29 protein-coding genes and 1 pseudogene are annotated in these 23,491 nt (G+C 66.2%); 26 read left to right on the forward strand and 4 right to left on the reverse strand.

Annotated elements, in window-relative coordinates:
* Position 1 precedes the first annotated feature (1 nt).
* Both mftF and mftG read left to right on the forward strand, forming a co-directional pair.
* Positions 2–1,420 (forward strand): mycofactocin biosynthesis glycosyltransferase MftF, encoded by a 1,419-nt coding sequence (gene mftF / locus ACNO8X_RS08955; RefSeq protein ID WP_418004999.1) that lies wholly within the window; start codon positions 2–4, stop codon positions 1,418–1,420.
* Positions 1,417–2,823 carry a mycofactocin system GMC family oxidoreductase MftG gene (mftG, locus tag ACNO8X_RS08960; protein ID WP_418005000.1) on the forward strand — a complete coding sequence of 469 codons (1,407 nt, stop codon included), beginning with the start codon at positions 1,417–1,419 and terminating at the stop codon, positions 2,821–2,823. Before mftF ends, mftG begins: the two co-directional genes overlap by 4 nt.
* An 81-nt stretch (positions 2,824–2,904) precedes the next feature.
* On the opposite strand, the gene ACNO8X_RS08965 is transcribed toward mftG, so the two are convergent.
* Positions 2,905–4,155, reverse strand: coding sequence for a cytochrome P450 (locus ACNO8X_RS08965; protein WP_418005001.1), 1,251 nt, complete (start codon positions 4,153–4,155; stop codon positions 2,905–2,907).
* 124 nt (positions 4,156–4,279) lie between these two features.
* Here ACNO8X_RS08965 and ACNO8X_RS08970 point away from each other — a divergent pair, with 124 nt between their 5' ends.
* Together ACNO8X_RS08970 and ACNO8X_RS08975 are read left to right on the forward strand one after the other, a co-directional pair.
* Positions 4,280–5,917 (forward strand): carboxylesterase/lipase family protein, encoded by a 1,638-nt coding sequence (locus ACNO8X_RS08970; RefSeq protein WP_418005002.1) that lies wholly within the window; start codon positions 4,280–4,282, stop codon positions 5,915–5,917.
* A gap of 138 nt (positions 5,918–6,055) precedes the next feature.
* Positions 6,056–6,409 (forward strand): nuclear transport factor 2 family protein, encoded by a 354-nt coding sequence (locus ACNO8X_RS08975; protein WP_418005003.1) that lies wholly within the window; start codon positions 6,056–6,058, stop codon positions 6,407–6,409.
* 67 nt (positions 6,410–6,476) lie between these two features.
* Here ACNO8X_RS08975 and ACNO8X_RS08980 read toward each other — a convergent pair whose 3' ends face one another.
* Positions 6,477–7,037: a hypothetical protein gene (locus ACNO8X_RS08980; protein ID WP_418005004.1), complete on the reverse strand. Its 561-nt coding sequence runs from the start codon at positions 7,035–7,037 to the stop codon at positions 6,477–6,479.
* 379 nt (positions 7,038–7,416) lie between these two features.
* On the opposite strand from ACNO8X_RS08980, the gene ACNO8X_RS08985 reads away from it, so the two are divergent.
* The gene (locus tag ACNO8X_RS08985) at positions 7,417–7,767 is read left to right on the forward strand and encodes a hypothetical protein (RefSeq protein WP_418005005.1); all 351 of its coding nucleotides are present in this window, start codon (positions 7,417–7,419) and stop codon (positions 7,765–7,767) included.
* 10 nt (positions 7,768–7,777) lie between these two features.
* On the opposite strand, the gene ACNO8X_RS08990 is transcribed toward ACNO8X_RS08985, so the two are convergent.
* The gene (locus ACNO8X_RS08990) at positions 7,778–9,142 is read right to left on the reverse strand and encodes a hypothetical protein (protein WP_418005006.1); all 1,365 of its coding nucleotides are present in this window, start codon (positions 9,140–9,142) and stop codon (positions 7,778–7,780) included.
* Between the two features lie 121 nt (positions 9,143–9,263).
* On the opposite strand from ACNO8X_RS08990, the gene ACNO8X_RS08995 reads away from it, so the two are divergent.
* Positions 9,264–9,614, forward strand: coding sequence for a hypothetical protein (locus ACNO8X_RS08995; RefSeq protein ID WP_418005007.1), 351 nt, complete (start codon positions 9,264–9,266; stop codon positions 9,612–9,614).
* A gap of 22 nt (positions 9,615–9,636) precedes the next feature.
* On the opposite strand, the gene ACNO8X_RS09000 is transcribed toward ACNO8X_RS08995, so the two are convergent.
* Positions 9,637–10,110, reverse strand: coding sequence for a hotdog fold domain-containing protein (locus ACNO8X_RS09000; protein WP_260937391.1), 474 nt, complete (start codon positions 10,108–10,110; stop codon positions 9,637–9,639).
* A gap of 594 nt (positions 10,111–10,704) precedes the next feature.
* On the opposite strand from ACNO8X_RS09000, the gene rpsJ reads away from it, so the two are divergent.
* The 20 genes and pseudogenes from rpsJ (at position 10,705) to rpsH (ending at position 23,487) form a co-directional block, all read left to right on the forward strand.
* Positions 10,705–11,010 (forward strand): 30S ribosomal protein S10, encoded by a 306-nt coding sequence (gene rpsJ, locus ACNO8X_RS09005; protein ID WP_003883485.1) that lies wholly within the window; start codon positions 10,705–10,707, stop codon positions 11,008–11,010.
* Between the two features lie 13 nt (positions 11,011–11,023).
* Positions 11,024–11,677 carry a 50S ribosomal protein L3 gene (gene rplC / locus ACNO8X_RS09010; protein ID WP_043401723.1) on the forward strand — a complete coding sequence of 218 codons (654 nt, stop codon included), beginning with the start codon at positions 11,024–11,026 and terminating at the stop codon, positions 11,675–11,677.
* The gene (gene rplD / locus ACNO8X_RS09015; protein WP_043401726.1) at positions 11,677–12,324 is read left to right on the forward strand and encodes a 50S ribosomal protein L4; all 648 of its coding nucleotides are present in this window, start codon (positions 11,677–11,679) and stop codon (positions 12,322–12,324) included. The genes rplC and rplD overlap by 1 nt, the downstream gene beginning before the upstream one ends.
* Positions 12,324–12,626, forward strand: a complete 303-nt coding sequence (gene rplW, locus ACNO8X_RS09020; RefSeq protein ID WP_043401728.1) for a 50S ribosomal protein L23 — start codon at positions 12,324–12,326, stop codon at positions 12,624–12,626. Before rplD ends, rplW begins: the two co-directional genes overlap by 1 nt.
* Positions 12,627–12,655: 29 nt before the next feature.
* Positions 12,656–13,495 carry a 50S ribosomal protein L2 gene (gene rplB, locus ACNO8X_RS09025; RefSeq protein WP_043401731.1) on the forward strand — a complete coding sequence of 280 codons (840 nt, stop codon included), beginning with the start codon at positions 12,656–12,658 and terminating at the stop codon, positions 13,493–13,495.
* Between the two features lie 18 nt (positions 13,496–13,513).
* The gene (rpsS, locus tag ACNO8X_RS09030; protein ID WP_043401734.1) at positions 13,514–13,795 is read left to right on the forward strand and encodes a 30S ribosomal protein S19; all 282 of its coding nucleotides are present in this window, start codon (positions 13,514–13,516) and stop codon (positions 13,793–13,795) included.
* Positions 13,795–14,259: a 50S ribosomal protein L22 gene (rplV, locus tag ACNO8X_RS09035; protein ID WP_043401738.1), complete on the forward strand. Its 465-nt coding sequence runs from the start codon at positions 13,795–13,797 to the stop codon at positions 14,257–14,259. Before rpsS ends, rplV begins: the two co-directional genes overlap by 1 nt.
* Positions 14,259–15,074, forward strand: a complete 816-nt coding sequence (gene rpsC, locus ACNO8X_RS09040; protein WP_133759579.1) for a 30S ribosomal protein S3 — start codon at positions 14,259–14,261, stop codon at positions 15,072–15,074. Before rplV ends, rpsC begins: the two co-directional genes overlap by 1 nt.
* A 2-nt stretch (positions 15,075–15,076) precedes the next feature.
* A complete protein-coding gene (rplP, locus tag ACNO8X_RS09045; RefSeq protein ID WP_020101406.1) occupies positions 15,077–15,493 on the forward strand; it encodes a 50S ribosomal protein L16 in 417 nt (138 codons plus the stop codon).
* Entirely contained in the window at positions 15,493–15,723 is a 231-nt protein-coding gene (gene rpmC, locus ACNO8X_RS09050) for a 50S ribosomal protein L29 (RefSeq protein WP_043401744.1), read from the forward strand. Before rplP ends, rpmC begins: the two co-directional genes overlap by 1 nt.
* A 2-nt stretch (positions 15,724–15,725) precedes the next feature.
* On the forward strand, positions 15,726–16,022 hold the full coding sequence (gene rpsQ / locus ACNO8X_RS09055) for a 30S ribosomal protein S17 (RefSeq protein ID WP_043401747.1): 297 nt from the start codon (positions 15,726–15,728) through the stop codon (positions 16,020–16,022).
* A gap of 199 nt (positions 16,023–16,221) precedes the next feature.
* Entirely contained in the window at positions 16,222–18,570 is a 2,349-nt protein-coding gene (locus ACNO8X_RS09060; RefSeq protein WP_418005008.1) for an arylsulfatase, read from the forward strand.
* A 10-nt stretch (positions 18,571–18,580) separates the two neighbouring features.
* Positions 18,581–19,294, forward strand: coding sequence for a hypothetical protein (locus ACNO8X_RS09065; RefSeq protein WP_418005009.1), 714 nt, complete (start codon positions 18,581–18,583; stop codon positions 19,292–19,294).
* A 175-nt stretch (positions 19,295–19,469) separates the two neighbouring features.
* Complete coding sequence (locus ACNO8X_RS09070) at positions 19,470–19,595, forward strand: hypothetical protein (RefSeq protein WP_260971229.1); 126 nt, start codon at positions 19,470–19,472, stop codon at positions 19,593–19,595.
* A gap of 91 nt (positions 19,596–19,686) precedes the next feature.
* A pseudogene (locus ACNO8X_RS09075) lies at positions 19,687–20,739 on the forward strand (YeiH family protein); the annotation flags it as partial.
* A 230-nt stretch (positions 20,740–20,969) separates the two neighbouring features.
* Positions 20,970–21,338 (forward strand): 50S ribosomal protein L14, encoded by a 369-nt coding sequence (gene rplN, locus ACNO8X_RS09080; protein WP_020101420.1) that lies wholly within the window; start codon positions 20,970–20,972, stop codon positions 21,336–21,338.
* Positions 21,338–21,655 (forward strand): 50S ribosomal protein L24, encoded by a 318-nt coding sequence (rplX, locus tag ACNO8X_RS09085; RefSeq protein ID WP_043401761.1) that lies wholly within the window; start codon positions 21,338–21,340, stop codon positions 21,653–21,655. The genes rplN and rplX overlap by 1 nt, the downstream gene beginning before the upstream one ends.
* A 1-nt stretch (position 21,656) precedes the next feature.
* A complete protein-coding gene (rplE, locus tag ACNO8X_RS09090) occupies positions 21,657–22,220 on the forward strand; it encodes a 50S ribosomal protein L5 (protein ID WP_133759585.1) in 564 nt (187 codons plus the stop codon).
* A 2-nt stretch (positions 22,221–22,222) separates the two neighbouring features.
* Positions 22,223–22,408 carry a type Z 30S ribosomal protein S14 gene (locus tag ACNO8X_RS09095; protein ID WP_005197641.1) on the forward strand — a complete coding sequence of 62 codons (186 nt, stop codon included), beginning with the start codon at positions 22,223–22,225 and terminating at the stop codon, positions 22,406–22,408.
* A 680-nt stretch (positions 22,409–23,088) separates the two neighbouring features.
* On the forward strand, positions 23,089–23,487 hold the full coding sequence (rpsH, locus tag ACNO8X_RS09100) for a 30S ribosomal protein S8 (RefSeq protein WP_133759587.1): 399 nt from the start codon (positions 23,089–23,091) through the stop codon (positions 23,485–23,487).
* Positions 23,488–23,491 lie beyond the last annotated feature (4 nt).

A 23,491-nucleotide genomic window follows, 5' to 3' on the forward strand; every position in this document is an offset into this window, starting at 1 on the left:
AGTGACGGGGCCGAGGCTGCCCGACGGCTTTGCCGTCCAAGTGGATCGCCGGGTCAAGGTGCTGGGGGAAGGCGCCGCACTGCTCGGTGGATCGCCGACGCGACTGCTGCGGCTGGCTCCGGCAGCGCAGACCATGCTCGACCGCGGCCGGCTGGAGGTTCACGACGCGCAGAGCGCGCAGCTGGCCCGCACCCTGCTGGACGCCACGGTGGCCCACCCGCGGCCGGCGACCGGGCCGTCCCACCTCGACGTTACCGTCGTTGTTCCGGTACGCGACAACGCAGTTGGCGTCGCCCGGCTGGTGCGGTCCCTGCGTGGCATGCGCGTGGTGGTGGTCGACGACGGCTCCGTGGTGCCGCTGCAGGCCGCGGACTTCTGCGATCTGGCCGGCCACTGCGACGTCCGGGTGCTCCGGCACGACGTCAGCCGCGGACCGGCCGCGGCTCGCAACACCGGACTGGCCGCCTGTGAGACCGATTTCGTGGCGTTCCTGGACTCCGACGTGGTGCCACGTCGTGGCTGGCTGGAAGCGCTGCTGGGGCACTTCTGCGACCCGGCCGTCGCGTTGGTCGCGCCGCGCATCGTGGGCCTGCACGAGCCCGACAATCTGATCGCGCGCTACGAGGCCGTCCGCTCGTCACTGGACCTCGGCATGCGGGAAGCGCCGGTGGTGCCGTACGGCATGGTGGCCTATGTGCCGAGCGCGGCCATCGTCTGCCGGCGCGCGTCGCTCGACCAGGTGGGCGGTTTCGACGAGTCGCTGCAGTCCGGTGAGGACGTGGACCTGTGCTGGCGGTTCATCGAGGCCGGGGCCCGGCTGCGGTACGAACCGATCGCGCTGGTCGGCCACGATCACCGCACCGCGTTGGGAGAGTGGTTCGCCCGCAAGGCCTTTTACGGTTCCTCGGCCGCGCCGCTGTCGGTGCGACACCCGGGCAAGACCGCACCGTTGGTGATCTCCGGCTGGACCCTGGTGGTCTGGGTGCTGCTGGGCATGGGGTCCGGGGTGGGCTATCTCGCCTCGACCATCGCCGCCGCGATCACCGGTCGGCGCATCGCCAACTCGCTGCGATCCATCGACACCGAACCGCGGGAAGTCGCCGCCGTGGCCGCGCAGGGACTGTGGGCTGCGGCCCTGCAACTCGCCGCGGCGCTGTGCCGGCATTACTGGCCGGTGGCGCTGGTGCTGGCGGTGTGTTTCCGGCGCTGGCGGCAAGTGGTGCTGATCGCCGCGATCGTGGATGGCGTCGTCGACTGGGCCCGCCGCCACCACACAGTGGACGACGACACCCAGCGCGTGGGTCTGCTGGCCTACCTGCTGCTCAAGCGTCTCGATGACATCGCCTACGGTCTCGGACTGTGGGGCGGCGTGGTGCGCGAGCGGCATCTGGGTGCGCTCAAGCCGCAGATCCGGACTTGATCCCGCGCCGCGATGACGTTCTGATCGTCGGGGCCGGCAGCGCCGGCTGCGTTCTGGCCGAGCGTCTTTCGGCCGATTCCGCCTGTCAGGTGACACTGCTCGAGACCGGCGGCACAGTCCGTCCGGAGCCGGGCTGGGTGTTGCCCATCGGCGTCGACAGCACCGTCGCGCGGCAGCACCGGACGACGTTGACGCAGTATCCGGAGCGGTCCGCGGACATCGTGCGGGGACGGGTGCTGGGCGGGTCCGGGGCGATCAATGGCGGCTATTTCTGCCGGGCCTGGCCGTCGGATTTCGACGCCTGGGCGGTGCCGGGCTGGGCCTGGTCCGACGTGCTGCCGCACTATCGCGCCATCGAGACGGACCACGATTGCGGCGGTGCCGAGCACGGTTCGGCCGGCCCGGTGCCGGTGCGGCGTATCAGCGAATTCGCAGCGTCCTCACAGGCTTTCCGCGACGCGGCCGGTGCTCGATACCCGTGGGTCGATGATCTCAATGCCGCGGCCGGGATGCGGCCCGGCCTCGGTGCGGTGCCGCTGAACATCGACGACACCGGTCACCGGCACGGTCCGGGTGAGGTCTATCTGGCCGCCGCGCGCGGCCGGGACAACCTGACGGTGCTCACGGGGACGCGCGTGCTGCGACTGTTGTTCGACGGTGCCCGCGCGACGGGCGTGCGATGGCTGGGTCCCGATGGTCCGGTCGACCGGTATGCCGATCGGACTGTGTTGTGCGCCGGGGCAATTGAATCCGCGCATCTGTTGATGCTGTCCGGGATCGGCCCGGCCGCGCAGCTGCGGGGCGTCGGCGTACCGGTGGTGGCCGACCTGCCGGTGGGCGTCGCGTGCGCCGATCATCCGGAATGGGTGGTGCCCACCACCTGGCCCGCGGATCCCGGCCGACCGCCGCTCGAATTGCTGCTCACCACCGAACAACTGGAAATCCGGCCGTATACCTGGGGATTCGCGGCCATGACCGGTGGTGCCGCCAGTGGTTCGGATCCGGTGCACCTCGGTATCTCGCTGATGCGGCCCCGCGCGCAGGGCAGGGTCCTGCTGGTATCGGACGACCCCGACGTCCGGCCCACCATCGAGCACCGCTACGACTCCGACCCGGCTGATGCCGCCGCGCTGCACGTCGGTCACGAATTGTGTCGGGACCTGTTCGGCGATGCCGTCGTCGACGGCGAACCCGCCTGGTCCACCGCGCAGCATCTGTCGGCCACGGCGCCGATCGGAGCGGACGGCGACGAGCGCGCCGTCCTCGATCCCCGCTGCCGGGTGCGCGGCGTCGACGCGCTGTGGGTGGCCGACGGTGCCGCACTGCCCGGCATCACCGGACGGGGCCCGCACGCGACGGTCGTCATGCTGGCGCACCGGGCGGCCCAATTCATCGTGTCCTAGTCTCATCGTGTCCTAGTCGCCGAATGGCCAGTTATCGCACGCAGATATCGAAAATGCGTGCCACAACTGGCCTTTCGGCGTTCAGCGCAGCGAGTACCGGATCGGCAGGTGCTTGAAGCCGCCGACGAACGTCGTCGCGGAAAGTGTTGGCGAACCGGCCAATTCGATCGAATCCAGCCGGGACAGCAGCTCGGTGAACAGGCTGTTCATTTCCATGCGGGCCAGCGCCGCACCCAGACAGAAGTGCACGCCGTAGCCGAACGCCAGGTGCTTGTTCGGCTCGCGACCGACGTCGAAGCGGAACGGGTCGGTGAACACCTCCTCGTCGCGGTTGCCGGAAACGTAAGCGAGATAGACGGATTCGCCTTCGGCGATCGGCACACCACGGACGACGGTGTCGGCGGTCGCGGTGCGCATGAATTCCTTCACCGGTGTGCTCCACCGGATCATTTCCTCGACGGCGGTGGGCATCAGGTCTGGGTTCGCCTTCAGCCGGGCCAGCTCGCCGGGATTCTCGATCAGCGCGTGCAGCCCGCCGGAGATGGCGTCCTTGGTGGTGTCGTGACCCGCGCTGGCCACGATCACGTAGTAGGACGCCGTGTCCATATCGGTGAGCGGTTCGCCATCGATGCGGCCGTTGGCGATCGCCGACGCGAGGTCCTCGGTGGGGTTGGCCCGCCGCGACGCGGTCAGCGTCGAGAAGTAGTTGAAGAAGTCGAGCAGTACGGTGAACAGTTCTTCGGGGGACTGGCCGCGGCTGTACTCGTCGTCGTCGCCGCCGAACATCTCCTGCGTCAGCGTGTGCATGCGGTCGTAGTCGTCCTCGGGGAGGCCGAGCAGCGACATGATCACGTAGAGCGGGAACTGGATCGCGATCTCCTCGACGAAGTCGCATTCCGGGCCCGCGGCGCGCATCCGGTCGACGTACCGCTTGGCGAGCTCGTCCACCCGGACCTTCAGGTCGCGCATCGCCTTCGGCCGGAACCAGTCCGCGCCGACCGCGCGGATCTTGCGGTGGTGCGGGTCGTCCATGTGGATCAGGGTCCGCAGCCCCATGCCGGCGTCGGCCTGCGCCTTCAGCAGGTCCTCCGCGTCGGCCTTCATCAGCAACGGGCGGGGCTCAGAGATGAACAGGTTGTTGTCCCGCTCGATGGCCATGATGTCGGCATGCTTGGTGATGGCCCAGAACGGCCGGTACGGCGGATTGTCCACCCAGGCAACGGGATTGGTGGCTCGCAAGTGGGTGAGTGCCGTGTGTAGCCGGTTGTCGTCGGCGTAGGCGGTGGGGTCGGCGAGAACCTTGGCGGCTTCGTCGGTGGTGGGTGCACTCATTGAACTCCTCACACAGGCGCAAACTTGACAGCTGTCAAGTGGAGTCTAGGTCGTTCGATGCCCCGTGGGGAGGGGGTCGACGCAAGTATTTATCGGCTGCGTTCGGCCGAGTTCAGTACGCTGGGTGCTCGTGTCGTCCGCCCGCCTACGCCCACTGCTACAGCGCGCTGCAGCAGTGGCTGCGGCAGTGCTGCTGGTGGCCGGCTGCGGCCTGGACTCGCACAGTGACGGTGCCACCGCCGTGGCGCCCGATGCGGTGACAGCTGATCCGGCGCTGGTGCACACCGCGACGGGGACCGTCCGCGGGACGGTCAATCCAGACCTGCGTTTCTTCGGTGGAATCCCTTATGCGGCACCGCCGTTGGGTCCGCTTCGCTTCCGTCCGCCGGCGCCCGCGCTGACGTGGGACGGGGCGCGCGACGGCGCGAAGGCGGGCGCGCGCTGCATCCAGGACCCCAAGGGGGACCTGGAGATGGGTCGCAACAGCAGCGAGGATTGCCTGACCCTCAACGTCTGGACGCCACCGGTGCAGGCCTCCGGCGAGCGTCGACCAGTGCTGGTGTGGCTGCACGGCGGTGGGTTCATCAACGGCTCCAGCAGTATCTACAACTCGACGCGGCTGACCACCCGCGGCGACATCGTGGTGGTGACGGTCAATTACCGGCTGGGCGCTCTGGGATTCTTGGCTCACCCCGCATTGGGCGCCGGCCCCGACGTCGGCAACTACGGACTGGCCGACCAGCAGGCGGCGCTGCGCTGGGTGCGCGACAACATCGCCGCGTTCGGCGGCGATCCCGGCAAGGTGACCATCGCCGGTGAGTCGGCCGGCGGGATGTCGGTGTGCGACCACCTCGTCGCGCCGGAGTCGGCCGGCCTGTTCCGGGGTGCCATCATCGCCAGTGGGCCGTGCCAGGCCCAGGGTGCGCTACCCGAGGCCACGCGGTCCAGTCTCGCGTACGCCAGTGCCGCGGGATGTGGCGATCCGGCGGTCGCTGCTGACTGTCTGCGCGGTCTGCCGGTGGACAAATTGCGAAAGCCGGTGTGGTACTACGGAATCGGCGAGAACATGCTCAGTGGGCCGGTGTCGGGGACGACGTTGCTGCCGGTCGATCCGATGCACGCCATCAGCACCGGCGACGCCGCTCGGGTCCCGGTGATGATCGGCACCACCCGCGACGAGTTCACCCTCTTCGTGGCCATGCAGTATCTGCGTGCGGGCAAGCGCTTCCATGCCGACGGCTACCCGCACCTGCTGCAATCCACGTTCGGCGCCGACGCCGCCGCGGTGGCGGAGCGCTACCCGCTGAACCGCTACGGCGGCAGCGCGGCGGTCGCCTATTCGACCGCGGTCACCGACGGTGCTTTCGCGTGTGTGGCCGACCGCATCGGCGACGCGTTGGTCGCGGACGCCCCGGTATACGGGTACGAGTTCGCCGATCCGGCGCCGCCGACGCCGGATCCGCTGCGCCACTTGCCTTTCCCGGTAGGTGCGAGCCATTCGCTGGATCTGCGCTACATCTTCAACATGGGCGGAGCGCCGCCGCCCCTGCCGGAGCAGGTCGCCCTGTCGGATCAGATGATCGACTACTGGAGTTCGTTCGTCCGCGACGGCCGGCCCAGCGCCGACGGGGCACCCGAATGGCCGGCGCTGACCGGCGGTGAACACGACAGCCGAATGTCGCTGCGTCCCGACGGCAGCCGCTTGGTCACCGACTACGACCAGGTGCATCAGTGTGCGTTCTGGTCGAGTCTGCAGCACTGAGATCTCTAGAGTCCTGCGCCGACAGCGGGGGATCATGGTGACTCCTTCGGCGTGCCGTCTCGGAAGGTCGCACGCTCGGCGCACGCAGCCCGAAAATGACTTGCCCGCCAAGGCGTGCGTCCACTTCGATAGGGCGGCATGACGATTCCCGATGCCGAGGCCTTCGTCCGCGATTGGTGTGAAGCGTGGAACGCCCACGACGTCGAGGCGGTGCTCGCCCACTTCCACGACGACGTCGTCTTCACCTCACCCGTCGCGGCGCGCGTCGTGCCGGAGTCCGGGGGAGTGGTGCGGGGTAAGGACGCGCTCCGGCGGTATTGGACCGCCGCGCTGGCGGCGCAGCCCGAACTGCACTTCGAGATCGTGGCCACCTATATAGGGACGCAGGCTCTCGTCATCAACTACCGGAACCACCGCGGCCAGTTGGTCAACGAGGTGCTGATCTTCGACGGCGATCTGGTGCGCGAAGGCCACGGCACCTACCTCGATTAGGCGGGCGAACCGAAACGAAACGAGGGGCGCCTCCGATCGGAGACGCCCCTCGGGTCCTCGCGGTACGTCAGGCGAGCACGGTGATGCGCTTGGTGATCAATCCGTTGGTCATGGTGAACACCGGCGAATCGGACCTGCTGCCCCGGTCGAGGGTGACCGTGTACATGCCGTTGCGCAGCGAGTTGGGGCCAGTGCGCTGGCCGGCCGCCGCCATGCTGTTGAACAGCTTGTCGGCGTTGCCGTAGATGATGCCGTTCCAGGGTCCGGCGATCGGCGCGGCTTGCCACACGATCTGCTGTGGATCACTCACCGTGTCGAAGTGCGGCGCGGACGCCAGAACCCGCTTGAGCACGTCCTTGGCGTCGTTCGGGCTCTTGGCGTTGACGATGAAGTTGAGTGCCCCGTCGATGAGCACCGACTTCAGGCCTTCCACGATGAGCCACTTCGCGCCGCCGCGCACATTGATATTGGCCTCGGCCGAGGCCACCGCGATCTGGTGGCTCCCGAACAGGGGCACCGCGCTGCCGGCTGTTGCCCCGGTGGCGACGAGTGCCCCCGCGACGAGTAACAGACAACCCTTTTTCATGCGTTCGGCTATGGGCCGACGCTCCTCCGATTGTGCGAACACGTTCGCTTCCCTTCTGTCTGGCGGTCCGGGTTGTCCGGACTTCGCCTGTTGGACGCCACCGCGGTGTTTCCGAGGTGACACCCCCAGCTTGCCGCGCACAGATTGCAGAGTCAAGATTCTAGATTCATGAATCTAGTTCGACTGATTTCATGGGCCGTCGTCGGCGGATCGGCATTATCGGCTGGTGGCGAGATCATGTGAGTGACCGTGCGGTCAGGAGTGGCCGTATTTGACCAGCTTCTGGGTGTATGTTGTCCGGTATGTGGAATATTGAGCGCTCTGCAGATTCGCAGATTCGTAGATGCTGGGGCGCTTGCATGGAATCTCTGGACTTCAGGTGTGCGCGGCCGAGGGTGCCGCGACGGGAGGCCCGCTCGTAATGGCCGAGGAGAAGGCGCCTGCCGAGGAACGGAAGAATCTCCAGGTTCGCGTCGCCCCGGAATATGCCCTGCGTGTCGCGGCATTGGCCAGGGCTCTGGGCCACGCGTCCGTTGCGGACTTCATCAAGAAACTGCTGGATGACGCTCTAGCCAATGCGCAGACCAGCATCGATGACCTCAAGCAGCAGGTCGCCACCCGCTACGCGGCGATGGCGGAAGCCGAGATCGCCGCCCTGGATGGTTGGGCCGCGGGCCTGGAGTCCGTACAAGCCGACCCGGTGATGCTCGGTGACGACGCCGATGCGCCGACCGGCGTCGAAGCGGCCGCAGAGGCCGAGTCGAAGAACTGACTCGGCGCTATCAGCAGCTCTCGCCGCGGGCGACGTAGATCGGGTACGGCGTCGCGACCCACACTCGGCCGTCATCGGCGCCGCCGACCCGGCGAACCAGCACGTCGACCACCTTGCCGTTGTAACCGCACATGTACCCGTTGTTGGTGTCGTTGGCCTTCGCCTCGACGGTGAACTGGTAGATGACCTTGGCGTCGCGCGTCAGAGACGGAACTTCGGTCGCGAACTTCGTGCTTTCACGGATCGTGTGCGTGTTCAATTCCGGCTTCGGTTCCCCCTCGTGCGTCGCGTCCCGCATCACGTGTGCGTCTTTGACGATCACTGGCGGCGGCGCGTTCACGGAGAGCTGCAGATTGGTGTCGGGCTCGCGATCCGGATCCCGGACCGACAGCGACACCTGAAACGTCAGGGTGTCGTACAGGGCGGGCACCAGACCTGCCCATACTGTGGGGAATTCGCCGCTCACAGTGCGGTTGTCGTCGCTCCGCGACCCGTCCTTGTCGAGCAATTGCACCTCGACCGTCGTGTTCGGCAGAACGTGGGAAGTGATCACCTCGTCTGTCGGGGCACCCGACACCCACTTGGGCAGCGCGGGGAACGCCCATGAGACCGCGCCGACGACGGCAACCGTCGAGACTGCCGTGATGGCTGCGGTCGTTGCGATCAGCCGTCCCCGACGAGGCGGACGTACGTCGTCCAGACGAGGTTTGGGTGCGCTAGGAGAGGCCGGTGGCTTCTGGGGATTGGTGGCCGGTCCGGGGTCGGCGAGCGTCTCGGCCTCCGATTCCTGGAACTGCGCGTCGGAATCGGGATCGGCGAACATGTCCTCCAAGTCCGCCGCGAGCCGCTTGTGTAACTCGTGCTGCGGCCGGTGGAAGTCGCCCAAGGCCAACGTCAGTCGAGTGAACGACGCGTTCCACCAAGCGCGGTTCGTCTGGCTGTACTCGTCGGCGGCCGACTTCACCGTCTCGGTGAAGAGCGCGCTCGCTGCCCAGGGGGCGTCGTCATTCGACGCCGATTGTGGCGAGAAGCGTTGGAACGCAAGGGCTTCTGCGAGCCGGGACGCTGCACCGGCCAGGTATCCCACACGTGTGAGAGGAGCTGCCGGCGACGGGAGCGCCGGATAGTCCGGGAAGATCAGGGACGCGCACTGAATCAGCATCAGCGCCGCTGCCGCGCCCATCCGGCGATCGAGGTCGTTGTCGACATCGACTGTGTTGATCGCGACGGTGCGGGCGTTGCCCATGGCGGTCTCGAGGTGTGACTCGTGGATCTGGACGGCGGTGCCATCGGCGGCGCATTGGCGGAGGACGTCGAGCGCGACCGCGCAGAGTATCCGAGTCTCATTGACGCCGGCGTCGTCCGCAAACCGCACGCGCGTCATGGTAGAGGTTCCTCAAGCGCGTCGAGAGCTGAGGTCGGAGCAGGTAACGACGAGCTGGCGCAATACGATCAATCGGACGTAGGCAAACGCCCCTCGACCAGAACGGCGACTGATGTTACGGACCCGGCTGCTGTCCGCCTCGGCGGCACTGGCTGTCGCGTTGTTCGGTGGTGCCGCGTCGGCCCTGCCACTCGCATGGGCCGATCCGTTGGGTGGGCCCGGTCAGTTCGTCGACATGGGCGCTCAGTGTGCGGCCCAGTACCCCGGAGTAGACGGGTTCCTCCAGGGCGAGGCCTACCTCGTCGCACCCGGCGACGCGTACTCCTGGCGATGCAAACGCGTTTCCGCATCGCGTGACGGAGGACTGATCGCCGATCTGTCGGTCAATCCGAACGCATTCTGCACGAGTCGGCGCGCAGCACCGATTGCCGCGAATCCGCCCAACTGGGCTTGCGCCAACTAACGGCCGACATGTCGGCGCGGCCCTAGGCGGGCGTCACCCACGTCGTGATGTCGGCGTGCACGACCTCCTCGCCGGCGGCGTCGACCACCGAGACCGATACGACGACGTCGGTGCCCTTGGTCAGGGTCTCGAAGTCGGGGATGTCGACGCGGGCGTGCGCGCGCAGCGAGGTGGTGGCCTTGGCGAGGTACTGGACGTTCATGGCCTTGGGGATCCAGCGGTGGGTCGTCGGCACAGTCGCTTCCATCGCCATGCCCATGGCGGCCTCCGCGGCGTTGCACGACGCGATCGCGTGCACGGTGTGCAGATGGTTGTAGACGAAGAACCACTTCGGCACCGCCACCTCGGCGTAACCCGGCTCCATCGTCACCACTCGGGGGAGGACCGACGCGAAGTACGGCACTCGCACCATCGCGGCGGCGGAGAACATCAGGCTGCCGCCGGGCCGTCCGGAGAGCTGCTTCCAGGCGCGGTAGGTGGGGCTGAGCGTCGACATGTCACTATCTTACTCAAAAGTAAGTTCAGCGCGGCCGTTGGCTCTGGAAACAGGGCGCTCGCCACTCGCGATTTTCGGTCGTGGATGCAGGGTCAACGCGAAAACCGGCCCGGCGGGCGTTGACCCTGAACCCAGGGTCACCGCCACTCGCACTTTTACGCCGCCGGTGCAGGGTCAACGGGACCCCGCTATTGACTCTGTAACCAGGGCGGCAGCCACTCGAACATCCTCACCCACGCCGCGGAATCAGTGCAGGACCGGCGGTGAAACCCGGGCGCGGCGGATGGCTCCGCAGCGGATTTGGAGCAAGCCCGGATCTGGGGCATACTGTTCGGGTTGCCTTGCGCCGGGTTCGCCCGCCGCGGGCAGACGACCGGCGCCCATCACGGGCGCATCCGGTCCCAGCATCGCCCGAGATGGAATTTCCAGCGCGGACGACTGTGCGCAAAGGCGACACGCCCGAGCGCGGGGGTCGGTGAACCACAGAAACGTAAAGAGCGGCGGCATAGCCAGCGCGCGTCATCGGGTGTCCCGGGACGTGCGTATTGAAGACCAGGCCCGAGCACGGGCCCGTGACAGTTAGGTAGGAGAAGCGTGGCGGGACAGAAGATCCGCATCAGGCTCAAGGCCTACGACCATGAGGCAATTGACGCCTCTGCGCGCAAGATCGTTGAGACGGTCACCCGTACGGGAGCAAGCGTGGTCGGCCCGGTGCCGCTGCCGACCGAGAAGAACGTGTACTGCGTTATCCGGTCTCCCCATAAGTACAAGGACTCGCGGGAGCATTTCGAAATGCGTACCCACAAGCGCCTTATCGACATCCTCGACCCCACGCCGAAGACCGTTGACGCCTTGATGCGCATCGATCTGCCGGCGAGCGTCGACGTCAACATCCAGTAGGAGACCCAGAAAAATGGCACGCAAAGGCATTTTGGGCACCAAGCTGGGCATGACGCAGGTGTTCGACGAGAACAACAAAGTCGTCCCGGTCACGGTCGTGAAGGCCGGCCCCAACGTGGTGACCCGCATCCGCACCCCCGAGCGCGACGGCTACAGCGCCGTGCAGCTCGCCTACGGTGAGATCAGCCCGCGCAAGGTGAACAAGCCGGTTACCGGTCAGTTCGCCGCTGCAGGCGTCAACCCGCGTCGGCACCTGGCCGAGCTTCGTCTCGAAGACGAGGCCGCGGTCGCCGAGTACGAAGTCGGTCAGGAACTGACCGCCGAGATCTTCGCCGACGGCGCGTACGTCGACGTGACCGGCACCAGCAAGGGCAAGGGCTTCGCCGGCACCATGAAGCGCCACGGCTTCAAGGGCCAGGGCGCCTCGCACGGTGCCCAGGCTGTGCACCGTCGTCCCGGTTCGATCGGTGGCTGCGCCACCCCGGGCCGTGTCTTCAAGGGCACCCGCATGTCCGGCCGGATGGGTAGCGACCGCGTCACCACCCAGAACCTGAAGGTTCACAAGGTCGACGCCGAGAACGGTGTGCTGCTCATCAAGGGCGCCATCCCGGGCCGCAATGGTGGACTGGTGGTTGTCCGCACCGCAGTTAAGCGAGGCGAGAAGTAATGACTCTCAAGATTGACGTCAAGACCCCCGAGGGCAAGAAGGACGGCTCTGTCGAGCTGCCCGCCGAGCTGTTCGACGTCGAGCCCAACATCGCGCTGATGCACCAGGTGGTGACGGCCCAGCTGGCCGCCGCTCGCCAGGGCACCCACGCCACCAAGACCCGGGCCATGGTGTCCGGTGGTGGCAAGAAGCCGTACCGCCAGAAGGGAACCGGCCGCGCCCGTCAGGGTTCGACCCGCGCCCCGCAGTTCACCGGTGGTGGCGTCGTCCACGGCCCGCAGCCGCGTGACTACAGCCAGCGGACCCCGAAGAAGATGATCGCTGCTGCCCTGCGCAGCGCGCTGTCGGACCGGGCCCGCAACGAGCGCATCCACGCGATCACCGAGCTGGTGGCCGGTCAGAGCCCGTCGACCAAGAGCGCCAAGTCGTTCCTGTCGTCGCTGACCGACAACAAGAAGGTGCTCGTCGTGATCGGCCGCAGCGATGTGGTCAGCGCCAAGAGCGTCCGCAACCTGCCTGGCGTGCATGTGATCTCGCCGGATCAGCTGAACACCTACGACGTGCTGAACGCCGACGATCTGGTGTTCTCGGTGGAGGCGCTCAACGCCTACATCACCGCCAACACGAAAGAGGAGGTGTCGGCCTGATGGCTACCGTGACTGATCCTCGCGACATCATCCTGGCCCCGGTCATCTCGGAGAAGTCCTACGGACTCATCGAGGACAACACGTACACGTTCATCGTGGCACCGGAGTCCAACAAGACGCAGATCAAGATCGCTATCGAGAAGATCTTCGACGTGAAGGTCGACTCGGTGAACACCGCGAACCGGAAGGGCAAGCGCAAGCGCACCCGCACCGGTTTCGGCCAGCGCAAGAGCACCAAGCGCGCGATCGTGACCCTGTCCGCCGGCAGCAAGCCGATCGAACTGTTCGGAGCTCCGGCCTGATCGGCCGGGAGTTAAGGGATTAACTGATAATGGGAATTCGCAAGTACAAGCCGACGACCCCGGGTCGTCGCGGTTCGAGCGTCTCCGACTTCGCCGAGATCACTCGTTCGACTCCGGAGAAGTCGCTGATCCGTCCGCTGCACGGCACTGGTGGTCGTAACGCGCATGGCCGCATCACGACTCGTCACAAGGGTGGCGGTCACAAGCGTGCCTACCGCGTCATCGACTTCCGTCGCCATGACAAGGACGGCGTCAACGCCAAGGTCGCGCACATCGAGTACGACCCCAACCGCACCGCGAACATCGCGCTGCTGCATTTCGTGGACGGCGAGAAGCGCTACATCCTCGCCCCCAAGGATCTGAAGCAGGGCGACGTCATCGAGCAGGGGCCGAACGCCGACATCAAGCCGGGTAACAACCTGCCGATGCGCAACATCCCGGCCGGTACCGTCATCCACGCTGTGGAGCTGCGTCCGGGCGGCGGTGCCAAGCTGGCCCGCTCGGCCGGTGTCAGCATCCAGCTGCTCGGTAAGGAAGGCGCCTACGCCACGCTGCGTATGCCGTCCGGTGAAATCCGTCGCGTCGACGTGCGCTGCCGCGCCACCGTCGGCGAGGTCGGCAACGCCGAGCAGGCGAACATCAACTGGGGTAAGGCCGGCCGTATGCGGTGGAAGGGCAAGCGCCCGACCGTCCGTGGTGTCGTGATGAACCCGGTCGACCACCCGCACGGTGGTGGTGAGGGTAAGACCTCCGGTGGTCGCCACCCGGTCAGCCCGTGGGGCAAGCCTGAGGGCCGTACCCGCAAGCCGAACAAGCCGAGCGACAAGCTCATCGTCCGCCGCCGGCGCACCGGCAAGAACAAGCGCTAGGCCGGAAAGGAATAGACGATGCCTCGTAGCCTCAAAAAGGGTCCGTTCGTCGACGACCATCTGCTCAAGAAGGTCGACGTTCAGAACGAGAAGAACACCAAACAGGTCATCAAGACCTGGTCCCGTCGGTCGACCATCATCCCCGACTTCATCGGTCACACCTTCGCCGTCCACGACGGTCGCAAGCACGTGCCGGTGTTCGTCAGTGAGGCGATGGTCGGGCACAAGCTCGGCGAGTTCGCCCCGACGCGGACCTTCAAGGGTCACATCAAGGACGACCGGAAGAGCAAGCGCCGCTAATGACTACCGTTACTGAATACCCGTCCGCGAGCGCCACGGCGCGCTTCGTGCGTGTGTCGGCGAGCAAGGCCCGCCGGGTCATCGACCTGGTCCGTGGCAAGAGCGTCGAAGAGGCGCTCGACATCCTGCGGTGGGCGCCGCAGGGTGCCAGCGAGCCGGTCGCCAAGGTGATCGCGAGCGCTGCCGCCAACGCGCAGAACAACGAAGGCCTGGACCCGACGACGCTGGTGGTTGCGACCATCCACGCCGATGAGGGTCCGACCGCCAAGCGCATCCGGCCGCGCGCCCAGGGGCGTGCGTACCGAATCCGCAAGCGCACCAGCCACATCACCGTGGTCGTCGAGAGCCGTCCCGCCAAGGACAAGGGCTCGAAGGGCGCTACGGCCGGTGCCGCTCGCGCTCGTCGTGCGCAGGGCAGCAAGGCCGCCGCGGCCAAGACCGAGACGAAGGGAGGCTCGGAGTAGTGGGCCAGAAAATCAACCCCCACGGCTTCCGCCTCGGTATCACCACCGAATGGAAGTCCCGTTGGTACGCCGACAAGCAGTACGCGGACTACGTCAAGGAAGACGTCGCGATCCGTAAGCTGCTGGCCACCGGCCTGGAGCGCGCCGGCATCGCCGACGTGCAGATCGAGCGCACGCGTGACCGCGTCCGGGTGGACATCCACACCGCACGTCCGGGCATCGTCATCGGTCGCCGTGGCACCGAGGCCGACCGCATCCGCGCCGACCTGGAGAAGCTGACCGGCAAGCAGGTTCAGCTGAACATCCTCGAGGTCAAGAGCCCCGAGGGCGTCGCGCAGCTGGTGGCGCAGGGCGTTGCCGAGCAGCTGAGCAACCGTGTCGCGTTCCGTCGTGCCATGCGCAAGGCCATCCAGTCGGCCATGCGCCAGCCCAACGTCAAGGGCATCCGGGTGCAGTGCTCGGGCCGCCTCGGCGGTGCTGAGATGAGCCGTTCGGAGTTCTATCGCGAAGGTCGCGTGCCGCTTCACACGCTGCGCGCCGACATCGATTACGGCCTGTACGAGGCCAAGACCACATTCGGCCGTATCGGCGTGAAGGTGTGGATCTACAAGGGCGACATCGTCGGTGGCAAGCGTGAGCTGTCCGCCGCCGCTCCCGCCGCCGACCGTCCCCGTCGGGATCGTCCGTCCGGTACCCGTCCGCGTCGCAGCGGTTCGTCGGGTACCACCGCGACGAGCACCGAGGCCGGCCGCGCCGTGGATGTTGCTGTTGAGACCCCCGCCGGCGATGCGCCGACGGAAGCAACGGAGAGCTAGTCATGCTGATTCCCCGCAAGGTCAAGCACCGCAAGCAGCACCACCCCGAGCAGCGCGGTATCGCCAGCGGCGGCACCTCGGTCAGCTTCGGTGACTACGGCATCCAGGCCCTGGGCCACGCCTACATCACCAACCGGCAGATCGAGTCCGCTCGTATCGCCATCAACCGGCACATCAAGCGTGGCGGCAAGGTCTGGATCAACATCTTCCCGGACCGCCCGCTGACCAAGAAGCCTGCCGAAACCCGCATGGGTTCCGGTAAGGGTTCGCCGGAGTGGTGGGTCGCCAACGTCAAGCCGGGTCGCGTGCTCTTCGAGCTCAGCTACCCCGACGAGAAGATCGCCCGGGAGGCGCTCACCCGCGCCATCCACAAGCTGCCGATCAAGGCACGCATCGTGACTCGAGAGGAGCAGTTCTGATGGCAGTTGGAGTTTCGCCTGGTGAACTGCGTGAGCTCACCGAGGAAGAGCTGACCACGCGTCTGCGCGAGTCGAAGGAAGAGCTGTTCAACCTTCGCTTCCAGATGGCGACCGGTCAGCTGTCGAACAACCGCCGGCTGCGTACCGTGCGGCAGGAGATCGCGCGGGTCTACACCGTCCTGCGTGAACGCGAGTTGGGCCTGGCATCCGGGCCGGTTGGTAAGGATTAGTCATGGCAGAAACCAAGGGCCCCAAGCACACGCCGGCCACTGAGACCGAGCGCGGCCGTCGCAAGACCGCCATCGGTTACGTGGTGTCGGACAAGATGGAAAAGACCATCGTGGTCGAGCTGGAGTCCCGCAAGAGCCACCCGCTCTACGGGAAGATCATCCGGACCACCACCAAGGTCAAGGCGCACGACGAGAATGGCGATGCCGGTATCGGCGACCGCGTCTCGCTGATGGAGACCCGTCCGTTGTCGGCGACCAAGCGCTGGCGTCTGGTCGAGGTGCTCGAGAAGGCCAAGTAGCCTTCACGTTTTCACTGCGCGAGCAGACGTGAAAGTGCCCCCGAACTTCAGGTTCGGGGGCACTTTTGTGTCTGCCACATTGAGCGTCGGAGAGCCGGCCATCATCGTGCACGTCAATTGTCGGGCCGCTGGCCAAGACGCGGGTGTAATGTCCGGGCGGGCCGCCGATATCGGCGAATACTGACCGGGACGAGGCGTCATGGCAACTGAATTCCAGGGCAAGATCAAACTCGACATCCGCGACTCCGAGGCCGACTGGGGCCCGTACGCGGCACCGACGGCTCCGGCCGACGCGCCCAATGTGCTCTACCTGGTCTGGGACGACACCGGCATCGCCACCTGGGACTGCTTCGGGGGGCTCGTCGACATGCCGGCCATGCGCCGCATCGCGGACAAAGGCGTGCGGCTGTCCCAATTCCATACCACCGCGCTGTGTTCGCCGACCCGGGCTTCGCTGCTGACCGGCCGCAATGCCACCTCGGTCGGCATGGCGACCATCGAGGAATTCACCGACGGGTTCCCGAACTGCAACGGCCGCATACCTTTTGAGACGGCGCTGCTGTCCGAGGTGCTGGCCGAACAGGGCTGGAACACCTACTGCGTCGGCAAATGGCACCTGACGCCACTGGAGGAGTCCAACCTCGCCTCGACCAAACGGCACTGGCCGCTGTCGCGCGGGTTCGAACGGTTCTACGGCTTCATGGGTGGCGAGACCGACCAGTGGTACCCGGAGTTGGTGTACGACAACCATCCGGTGGCCCCGCCGGCCACCCCGGAAGAGGGCTATCACCTGTCGAAGGACTTGGCGGACAAGACCATCGAGTTCATCCGCGATGCCAAGGTGATTGCCCCCGACAAGCCCTGGTTCTCGTACGTCTGCCCGGGCGCCGGGCACGCTCCCCACCACGTGTTCTCCGAATGGGCCGACAAGTACGCCGGCAAGTTCGACATGGGCTACGAGGCGTACCGCGAACTGGTGCTGGAGAACCAGAAGCGGCTGGGCATCGTGCCGCCGGACACCGAACTCTCGCCCATGAATCCGTACCTGGACACCAAGGGCCCGAACGGGGAGCCCTGGCCGTGGCAGGACACCGTGCGGCCGTGGGATGGGCTGAACGACGACGAGAAGCGGCTGTTCGCGCGGATGGCCGAGGTATTCGCCGGATTCCTGTCCTACACCGACGCGCAGATCGGCCGGATCCTGGACTACCTGGAGGAGTCCGGTCAGCTCGACAACACCGTCATCGTCGTCATCTCCGACAACGGAGCCAGCGGCGAGGGTGGGCCCAACGGGTCTGTCAACGAGGTGAAGTTCTTCAACGGCTACATCGACACCGTCGAAGAGAACATGCGCTACCTCGACACCCTCGGATCGCCCGACACCTACAACCATTATCCGATCGGCTGGGCGATGGCCTTCAATACGCCCTACAAGCTGTTCAAGCGGTACGCCTCCCACGAGGGCGGCATCGCCGACACCGCAATCATCAGCTGGCCCAACGGAATCCGGGCGCATGGCGAGGTGCGGGACAACTATGTCAACGTCGCGGACGTCACTCCGACGGTCTACGACCTGCTGGGTATCGAGCCGCCCGCCGCGGTACGCGGGGTTCCGCAGCGGCCGCTCGAGGGTGTGAGTTTCAAAGCCGCACTGGACGACTCGACGGCCGACACCGGCAAGGCGACGCAGTTCTACGCGATGCTGGGTACCCGTGGCATCTGGCACGAGGGCTGGTTCGCGGGCACTGTGCACGCCGCGAGCCCGGCCGGCTGGTCGCACTTCGACAAGGACCGGTGGGAGCTGTTCCACATCGAATCCGACCGCAGTCAGTGCCATGACTTGGCGACCGAGAATCCGGCCAAACTGGCTGAGATGCAAGAACGTTGGTTCGCGGAGGCGGCCAAGTACAACGGTCTGCCGCTGGCCGACCTGAACATGTTCGAAACCCTGCTGCGGGAACGGCCCTACCTGTCCCGCGATCGGCAGACCTTCACGTACTACCCCGACAACGCCGAGGTGGGCATCGGGGCCGCCGTCGAGCTACGCGGACAGTCGTTCTCGGCGTTCGCTGAGGTCGACCTGGGCGAGGACGCGGCCGGCGTGCTGTTCAAACAGGGCGCGGGCCACGGCGGCCATGCGCTTTTCGTGAAAGACGGCCGGCTGCAATACGTCTACAACTTCATGGGCGAGGACGAGCAGGCGGTGATCGCCGCCGACCCACTGCCCACCGGTCGCCACGTCCTCGGTATCCGGTACGACCGGACCGGCACTGTGGAGAACAGCCATACCCCGCTCGGCGACGTGACGCTGTACATCGATGGTGCCGCGGCGGCCACCCGGGTCGGGGTGCGTACCCATCCGGGCACCTTCGGCCTGGCCGGCGGCGGGGTCAAGGTCGGCAGCAATACCGGGCAGGCGGTGTGCAGCGCGTACCAGGCTCCGTTCGCCTTTGCAGGCGGCACCATCGCGAAGGTGGTGATCGACATCTCCGGTACGCCGTATCTCGATGTCGAACAGGAACTGGCCCAGGCATTTTCGAAGGATTAGGGGACTGTTGATGAGGACAACGATCATCGGTTGTGTCACTGCGGCATCAGCGGTGGCGCTGCTGGCCGGCTGCGGTAACGGCGGCGAGAAGTCCACCAGCACAACGGCATCCAACGCTCCGACGAGCACGACGGCCAGTTCGTCCGCCCCGTCGTCCACGGCGGCGTCGTCGTCGAAGATGCCGGACCTACCGACGTACGGCGTGGTCGAGACCACCAAGCGGGCCGTCGCGGCGGGGGAGCAGACCTGCGCCGCGCCCGCCGCGCCCGCGCAGACCATGACGGCCACCACCGGAGCCCCCGGTTCGCCGACCGTCATCGTCGCGGTGCCCGACGGATTCACACCGGGTGCACCGCCGTCCGGCGACGTCGCGCTGAATCTGACCGGACCGGACGGCCTGACCGGAACCGTGCGCATCACCCCGACCACCCAGGACGCGGCCGCCGCGTTCCAGCAGTACACCGACGCACGCACCGCCGGTCACGAATTCAACAGCGTCAGCGTGCTGCCCGACGAGCTGTGCGGCTACAGCGGCCAGAAACTGATGGGCGTCCTCGCGGACAAGCCCGGCTCCGGCAGCGACTACGTCGACCGCATCGTGCACGTGTGGACCAACAACGGGGACTACCTCGTTGCGCTGCAACTGCAGGGGCCGACCGGGTCGAAGGGCCTCGATGTGGCCAAGCCGGTCCTGCTGGGGGACTTCGGTATTCGGATGGGCTGAGCGAGGTCCGCTATCTGCGCCGAGAAGGACCAAAGGGTCGTGTTCGCCGCACTTGCAGCGACCATTTGGTCCTTCTGGACGCATCGGACGCCGCTAGATTCAGCACGATTCCATCGGTGGTCCGGAAGCGGTCGTTGTCGCACCATGAGCCGAACATCGGTGACAGGAGACGACAGTGACGAATGAGACGGGGGCGACGAGCTGGGTGAGCCGCGTCGGGACCGATTGGTGGGCAACGATTCTGGGCCTCGCCGTGACCGCGCTCGCGGTGGCGGGCGTGCTGCCGAAGATCGGCTGGTGACGCGATGAGTGTGGACACGGCCGGCGCGGCCGACCAGGTCGAGCCGGCAGCTGAGGACGACCTCGAACAGCACACAGGCGCCCGTCGATTCGTCGATTACCTGCCCGGCCTGCTGCTGTTGGTGGCGGTGGGCCTGGCGGGCAAGTACGCCCAAATCGGCTGGCTGGCATTGGCCAAGCACGAGCACTGGCGCGTGCCCGACATCGAATACGTCTTGTGGGCCATCGTTTTCGGACTGGTGATCACCAACACCGTTGGCCTGCACCGGATCTTCCGCCCGGGCGTCGGCACCTACGAGTTCTGGCTCAAGGTCGGCATCGTCCTGCTGGGCGCGCGGTTCGTGCTCGGCGACGTCCTCAAGCTCGGTGCCACCAGCCTGCTGCAGATTCTCATCGACATGACGGTCGCGGGTGCGATCATCATCGCCGCGGCCCGGTGGTTCGGGCTGTCGGGCAAGCTCGGCTCGCTACTGGCGATCGGGACGTCGATCTGCGGGGTGTCGGCGATCATCGCGGCCAAGGGCGCCATCCGGGCCCGCAATTCCGAAGTCAGCTACGCGATCGCGTCGATCCTGGCGCTCGGCGCCGTAGCCCTGTTCGTGCTGCCGCCGCTGGGCCACGCCATCGGCCTGACCGATCACGAGTTCGGGCTGTGGGCCGGCCTCGCGGTGGACAACACCGCCGAGACCACGGCCACCGGGTACCTCTTCTCCGACGAGGCCGGCAAGACCGCCGTCCTGGTGAAGTCGGTGCGCAACGCGCTGATCGGTTTCGTGGTCCTCGGGTTCGCCATCTACTGGGCCGCCCGGGGCGAGGCCGACGCCGTCGCCCCCGGAGCGCGAGCCAAGGCGGCGTTCATCTGGCAGAAGTTCCCGAAGTTCGTGCTCGGCTTTCTGGCGGTATCGGCCGTCGTCACCGCCGGGCTGCTGAGCAAGGGGCAGGTCGCGAACCTGGCCGCGGTGTCCAAATGGGCGTTCCTGCTCACCTTCGCCGGGGTAGGGCTGTCCACCGACTTCCGGCAGATCGCGCGCACCGGCTGGCGCCCGCTCGTCGTCGCGGTGATCGGTCTGGTCGTGGTGGCGACGGTGTCGCTGGCGTTGGTGCTGCTGACGTCGCGGGTGCTGGGCTGGGGTGTCGTCGGCTGACCGACCGCGAGATCGACGAACTGGTCGTTGCCATCGAGGCAGCGGCCATTTCGTCTGTTTCGGGGCCGATTGAGCAGCGATTTGGAGCGTTATGGCTGCTCGCCTAGTATGTAGGGGTTGCCCAGGGCAGACCCCGGTCATCACGTGACTTCGCGTGCCTTTGGACAACAAGACCGCGCACGTCCAGGTCGGTATCTGGCGTGCATACAAAATCCAGGTCAGGAGATCGAGTGATTCAGCAGGAATCGCGACTCAAGGTCGCCGACAACACGGGCGCAAAGGAAATCCTTTGCATCCGCGTGCTCGGTGGCTCGTCGCGGCGCTACGCCGGCATCGGCGACATCATCGTGGCGACCGTCAAGGACGCCATCCCGGGCGGCAACGTCAAGCGTGGTGACGTGGTCAAGGCCGTCGTCGTGCGCACCGTCAAGGAGCGCCGCCGGCCGGACGGCAGCTACATCAAGTTCGACGAGAACGCCGCCGTCATCATCAAGAACGACAATGACCCCCGCGGTACCCGCATCTTCGGGCCGGTCGGTCGCGAACTGCGCGAGAAGAAGTTCATGAAGATCGTCTCGCTGGCCCCGGAGGTTTTGTGATGAAGGTGCACAAGGGCGACACCGTGCTGGTTATCGCCGGCAAGGACAAGGGTGCCAAGGGCAAGGTCATCGAGGCCTACCCGACCCGCAACAAGGTGCTCGTTGAGGGCGTCAACCGGATCAAGAAGCACACTGCGCAGTCTCAGAACGAGCGCGGTGCATCGTCGGGTGGCATCGTCACCCAGGAGGCGCCGATCCACGTTTCGAACGTGATGGTGGTCGACTCCGACGGCAACGCCACCCGCATCGGCTACCGCGTCGATGAGGAGAACGGCAAGAAGGTCCGTATCTCGAAGCGCAACGGCAAGGACATCTGAGATGACCACAGTGGAAAAGACTCAGCCCCGGCTGAAGACGCGCTACCGCGAAGAGATCCGCGACGCGCTCAGCAATGAATTCAACTACGCCAACGTCATGCAGATCCCCGGCGTGGTCAAGGTTGTCGTCAACATGGGTGTCGGTGACGCCGCCCGCGACGCCAAGCTGATCAACGGCGCGGTCAGCGACCTGACGCTGATCACCGGTCAGAAGCCGGAAATCCGCAAGGCCCGCAAGTCCATCGCGCAGTTCAAGCTGCGTGAGGGCATGCCCATCGGCTGCCGCGTCACCCTGCGTGGCGACCGCATGTGGGAGTTCCTGGACCGCCTGATCTCCATCGCACTGCCCCGTATCCGCGACTTCCGCGGTCTGTCGGCCAAGCAGTTCGACGGCAGCGGCAACTACACCTTCGGCCTCAACGAGCAGTCGATGTTCCACGAGATCGACGTCGACTCGATCGACCGCCCCCGCGGCATGGACATCACGGTCGTCACCTCGGCCACCACTGACGACGAAGGCCGTGCGTTGCTGCGGGCCCTGGGCTTCCCGTTCAAGGAGAACTGACAATGGCAAAGAAGGCTCTGGTCAACAAGGCCAACAAGAAGCCGAAGTTCGCGGTGCGTGGCTACACCCGCTGCAACAAGTGCGGTCGCCCGCACTCGGTGTTCCGCAAGTTCGGCCTGTGCCGAATCTGCCTGCGGGAGATGGCCCACGCCGGCGAGCTGCCCGGCGTGCAGAAGTCCAGCTGGTGACTCTGCCCGTCTCATGACGCTGTAGAAAGCCGCCCCGGTCCTCGTGACCGGGGCGGCTTTTTCTGCGTCGAGGATGCACACAGATCGTGCGCGCGTTTGGACATGCGATCTGCATGCGCCGTCGTGGCGGTTCGGAGGACGACGTCGACGGTGTCACGGCGGACCCCGCTCGCCCCGGCGAGAAGGCCGGGCCCGACAAATACGTAGCTTCAATCACGAGGCATGTGCAGGCACCATGCCTGAAACCAGGTACCTTTTCGGGCCGTCCGAGGTGCCTGCATTCAATAACCCCGGTGCATCGTCACCGCGATTGAACTCAGGGATTTTCTGCCTGATCCGGGACCGACACCCCGCGAGAACAGCCGCCGAGCCACGGTCCGCGGACATCGCTCGGCCGACTACCGTCAGGTCTGTCCACCTTTGCGCATGGATTTGGCCCTGAGCTGCGGATTGTCTACACTGGGCAGGTTGCCATGGGCTTTTCAGCCTAATGGCCGATCGGTATGTGCCTTCTGAAGCTGGATTGCACTACCGATGCACGGCCCCTGACCGCACTCGGTCAGATACGGGAAAACACTTCGTAGCAGGCCCACGATGTGACGTGCCGAGCCATCGAAAGGTGGGACCGGCACGGGCGTGATGTATGGGAACCGCAGCGAGAAAGGTTGATCAACACTGTCATGACAATGACGGATCCGATCGCAGACTTCTTGACACGTCTGCGCAACGCCAACTCGGCGTACCACGACGAGGTGACCCTGCCCCACTCGAAGATCAAGGCCAACATCGCCGAGATCCTCAAGAAGGAGGGTTACATTACCGACTACCGCACCGAGGACGCCCGCGTGGGCAAGAGCCTCGTTGTATCCCTCAAGTACGGCCCCAGCCGCGAGCGCAGCATCGCCGGCCTCCGCCGGGTGTCCAAGCCCGGTCTGCGGGTGTACGCGAAATCCACCAACCTGCCGCGGGTTCTCGGCGGCCTTGGCGTGGCGATCATCTCCACGTCCACTGGCCTGCTCACCGACCGCCAAGCAGCTCGACAAGGCGTGGGCGGCGAAGTCCTCGCTTACGTCTGGTAGGGGC

This window comes from Mycobacterium sp. PDNC021, assembly GCF_048282635.1.
Classification (GTDB): Bacteria; Actinomycetota; Actinomycetes; order Mycobacteriales; family Mycobacteriaceae; genus Mycobacterium; species Mycobacterium llatzerense.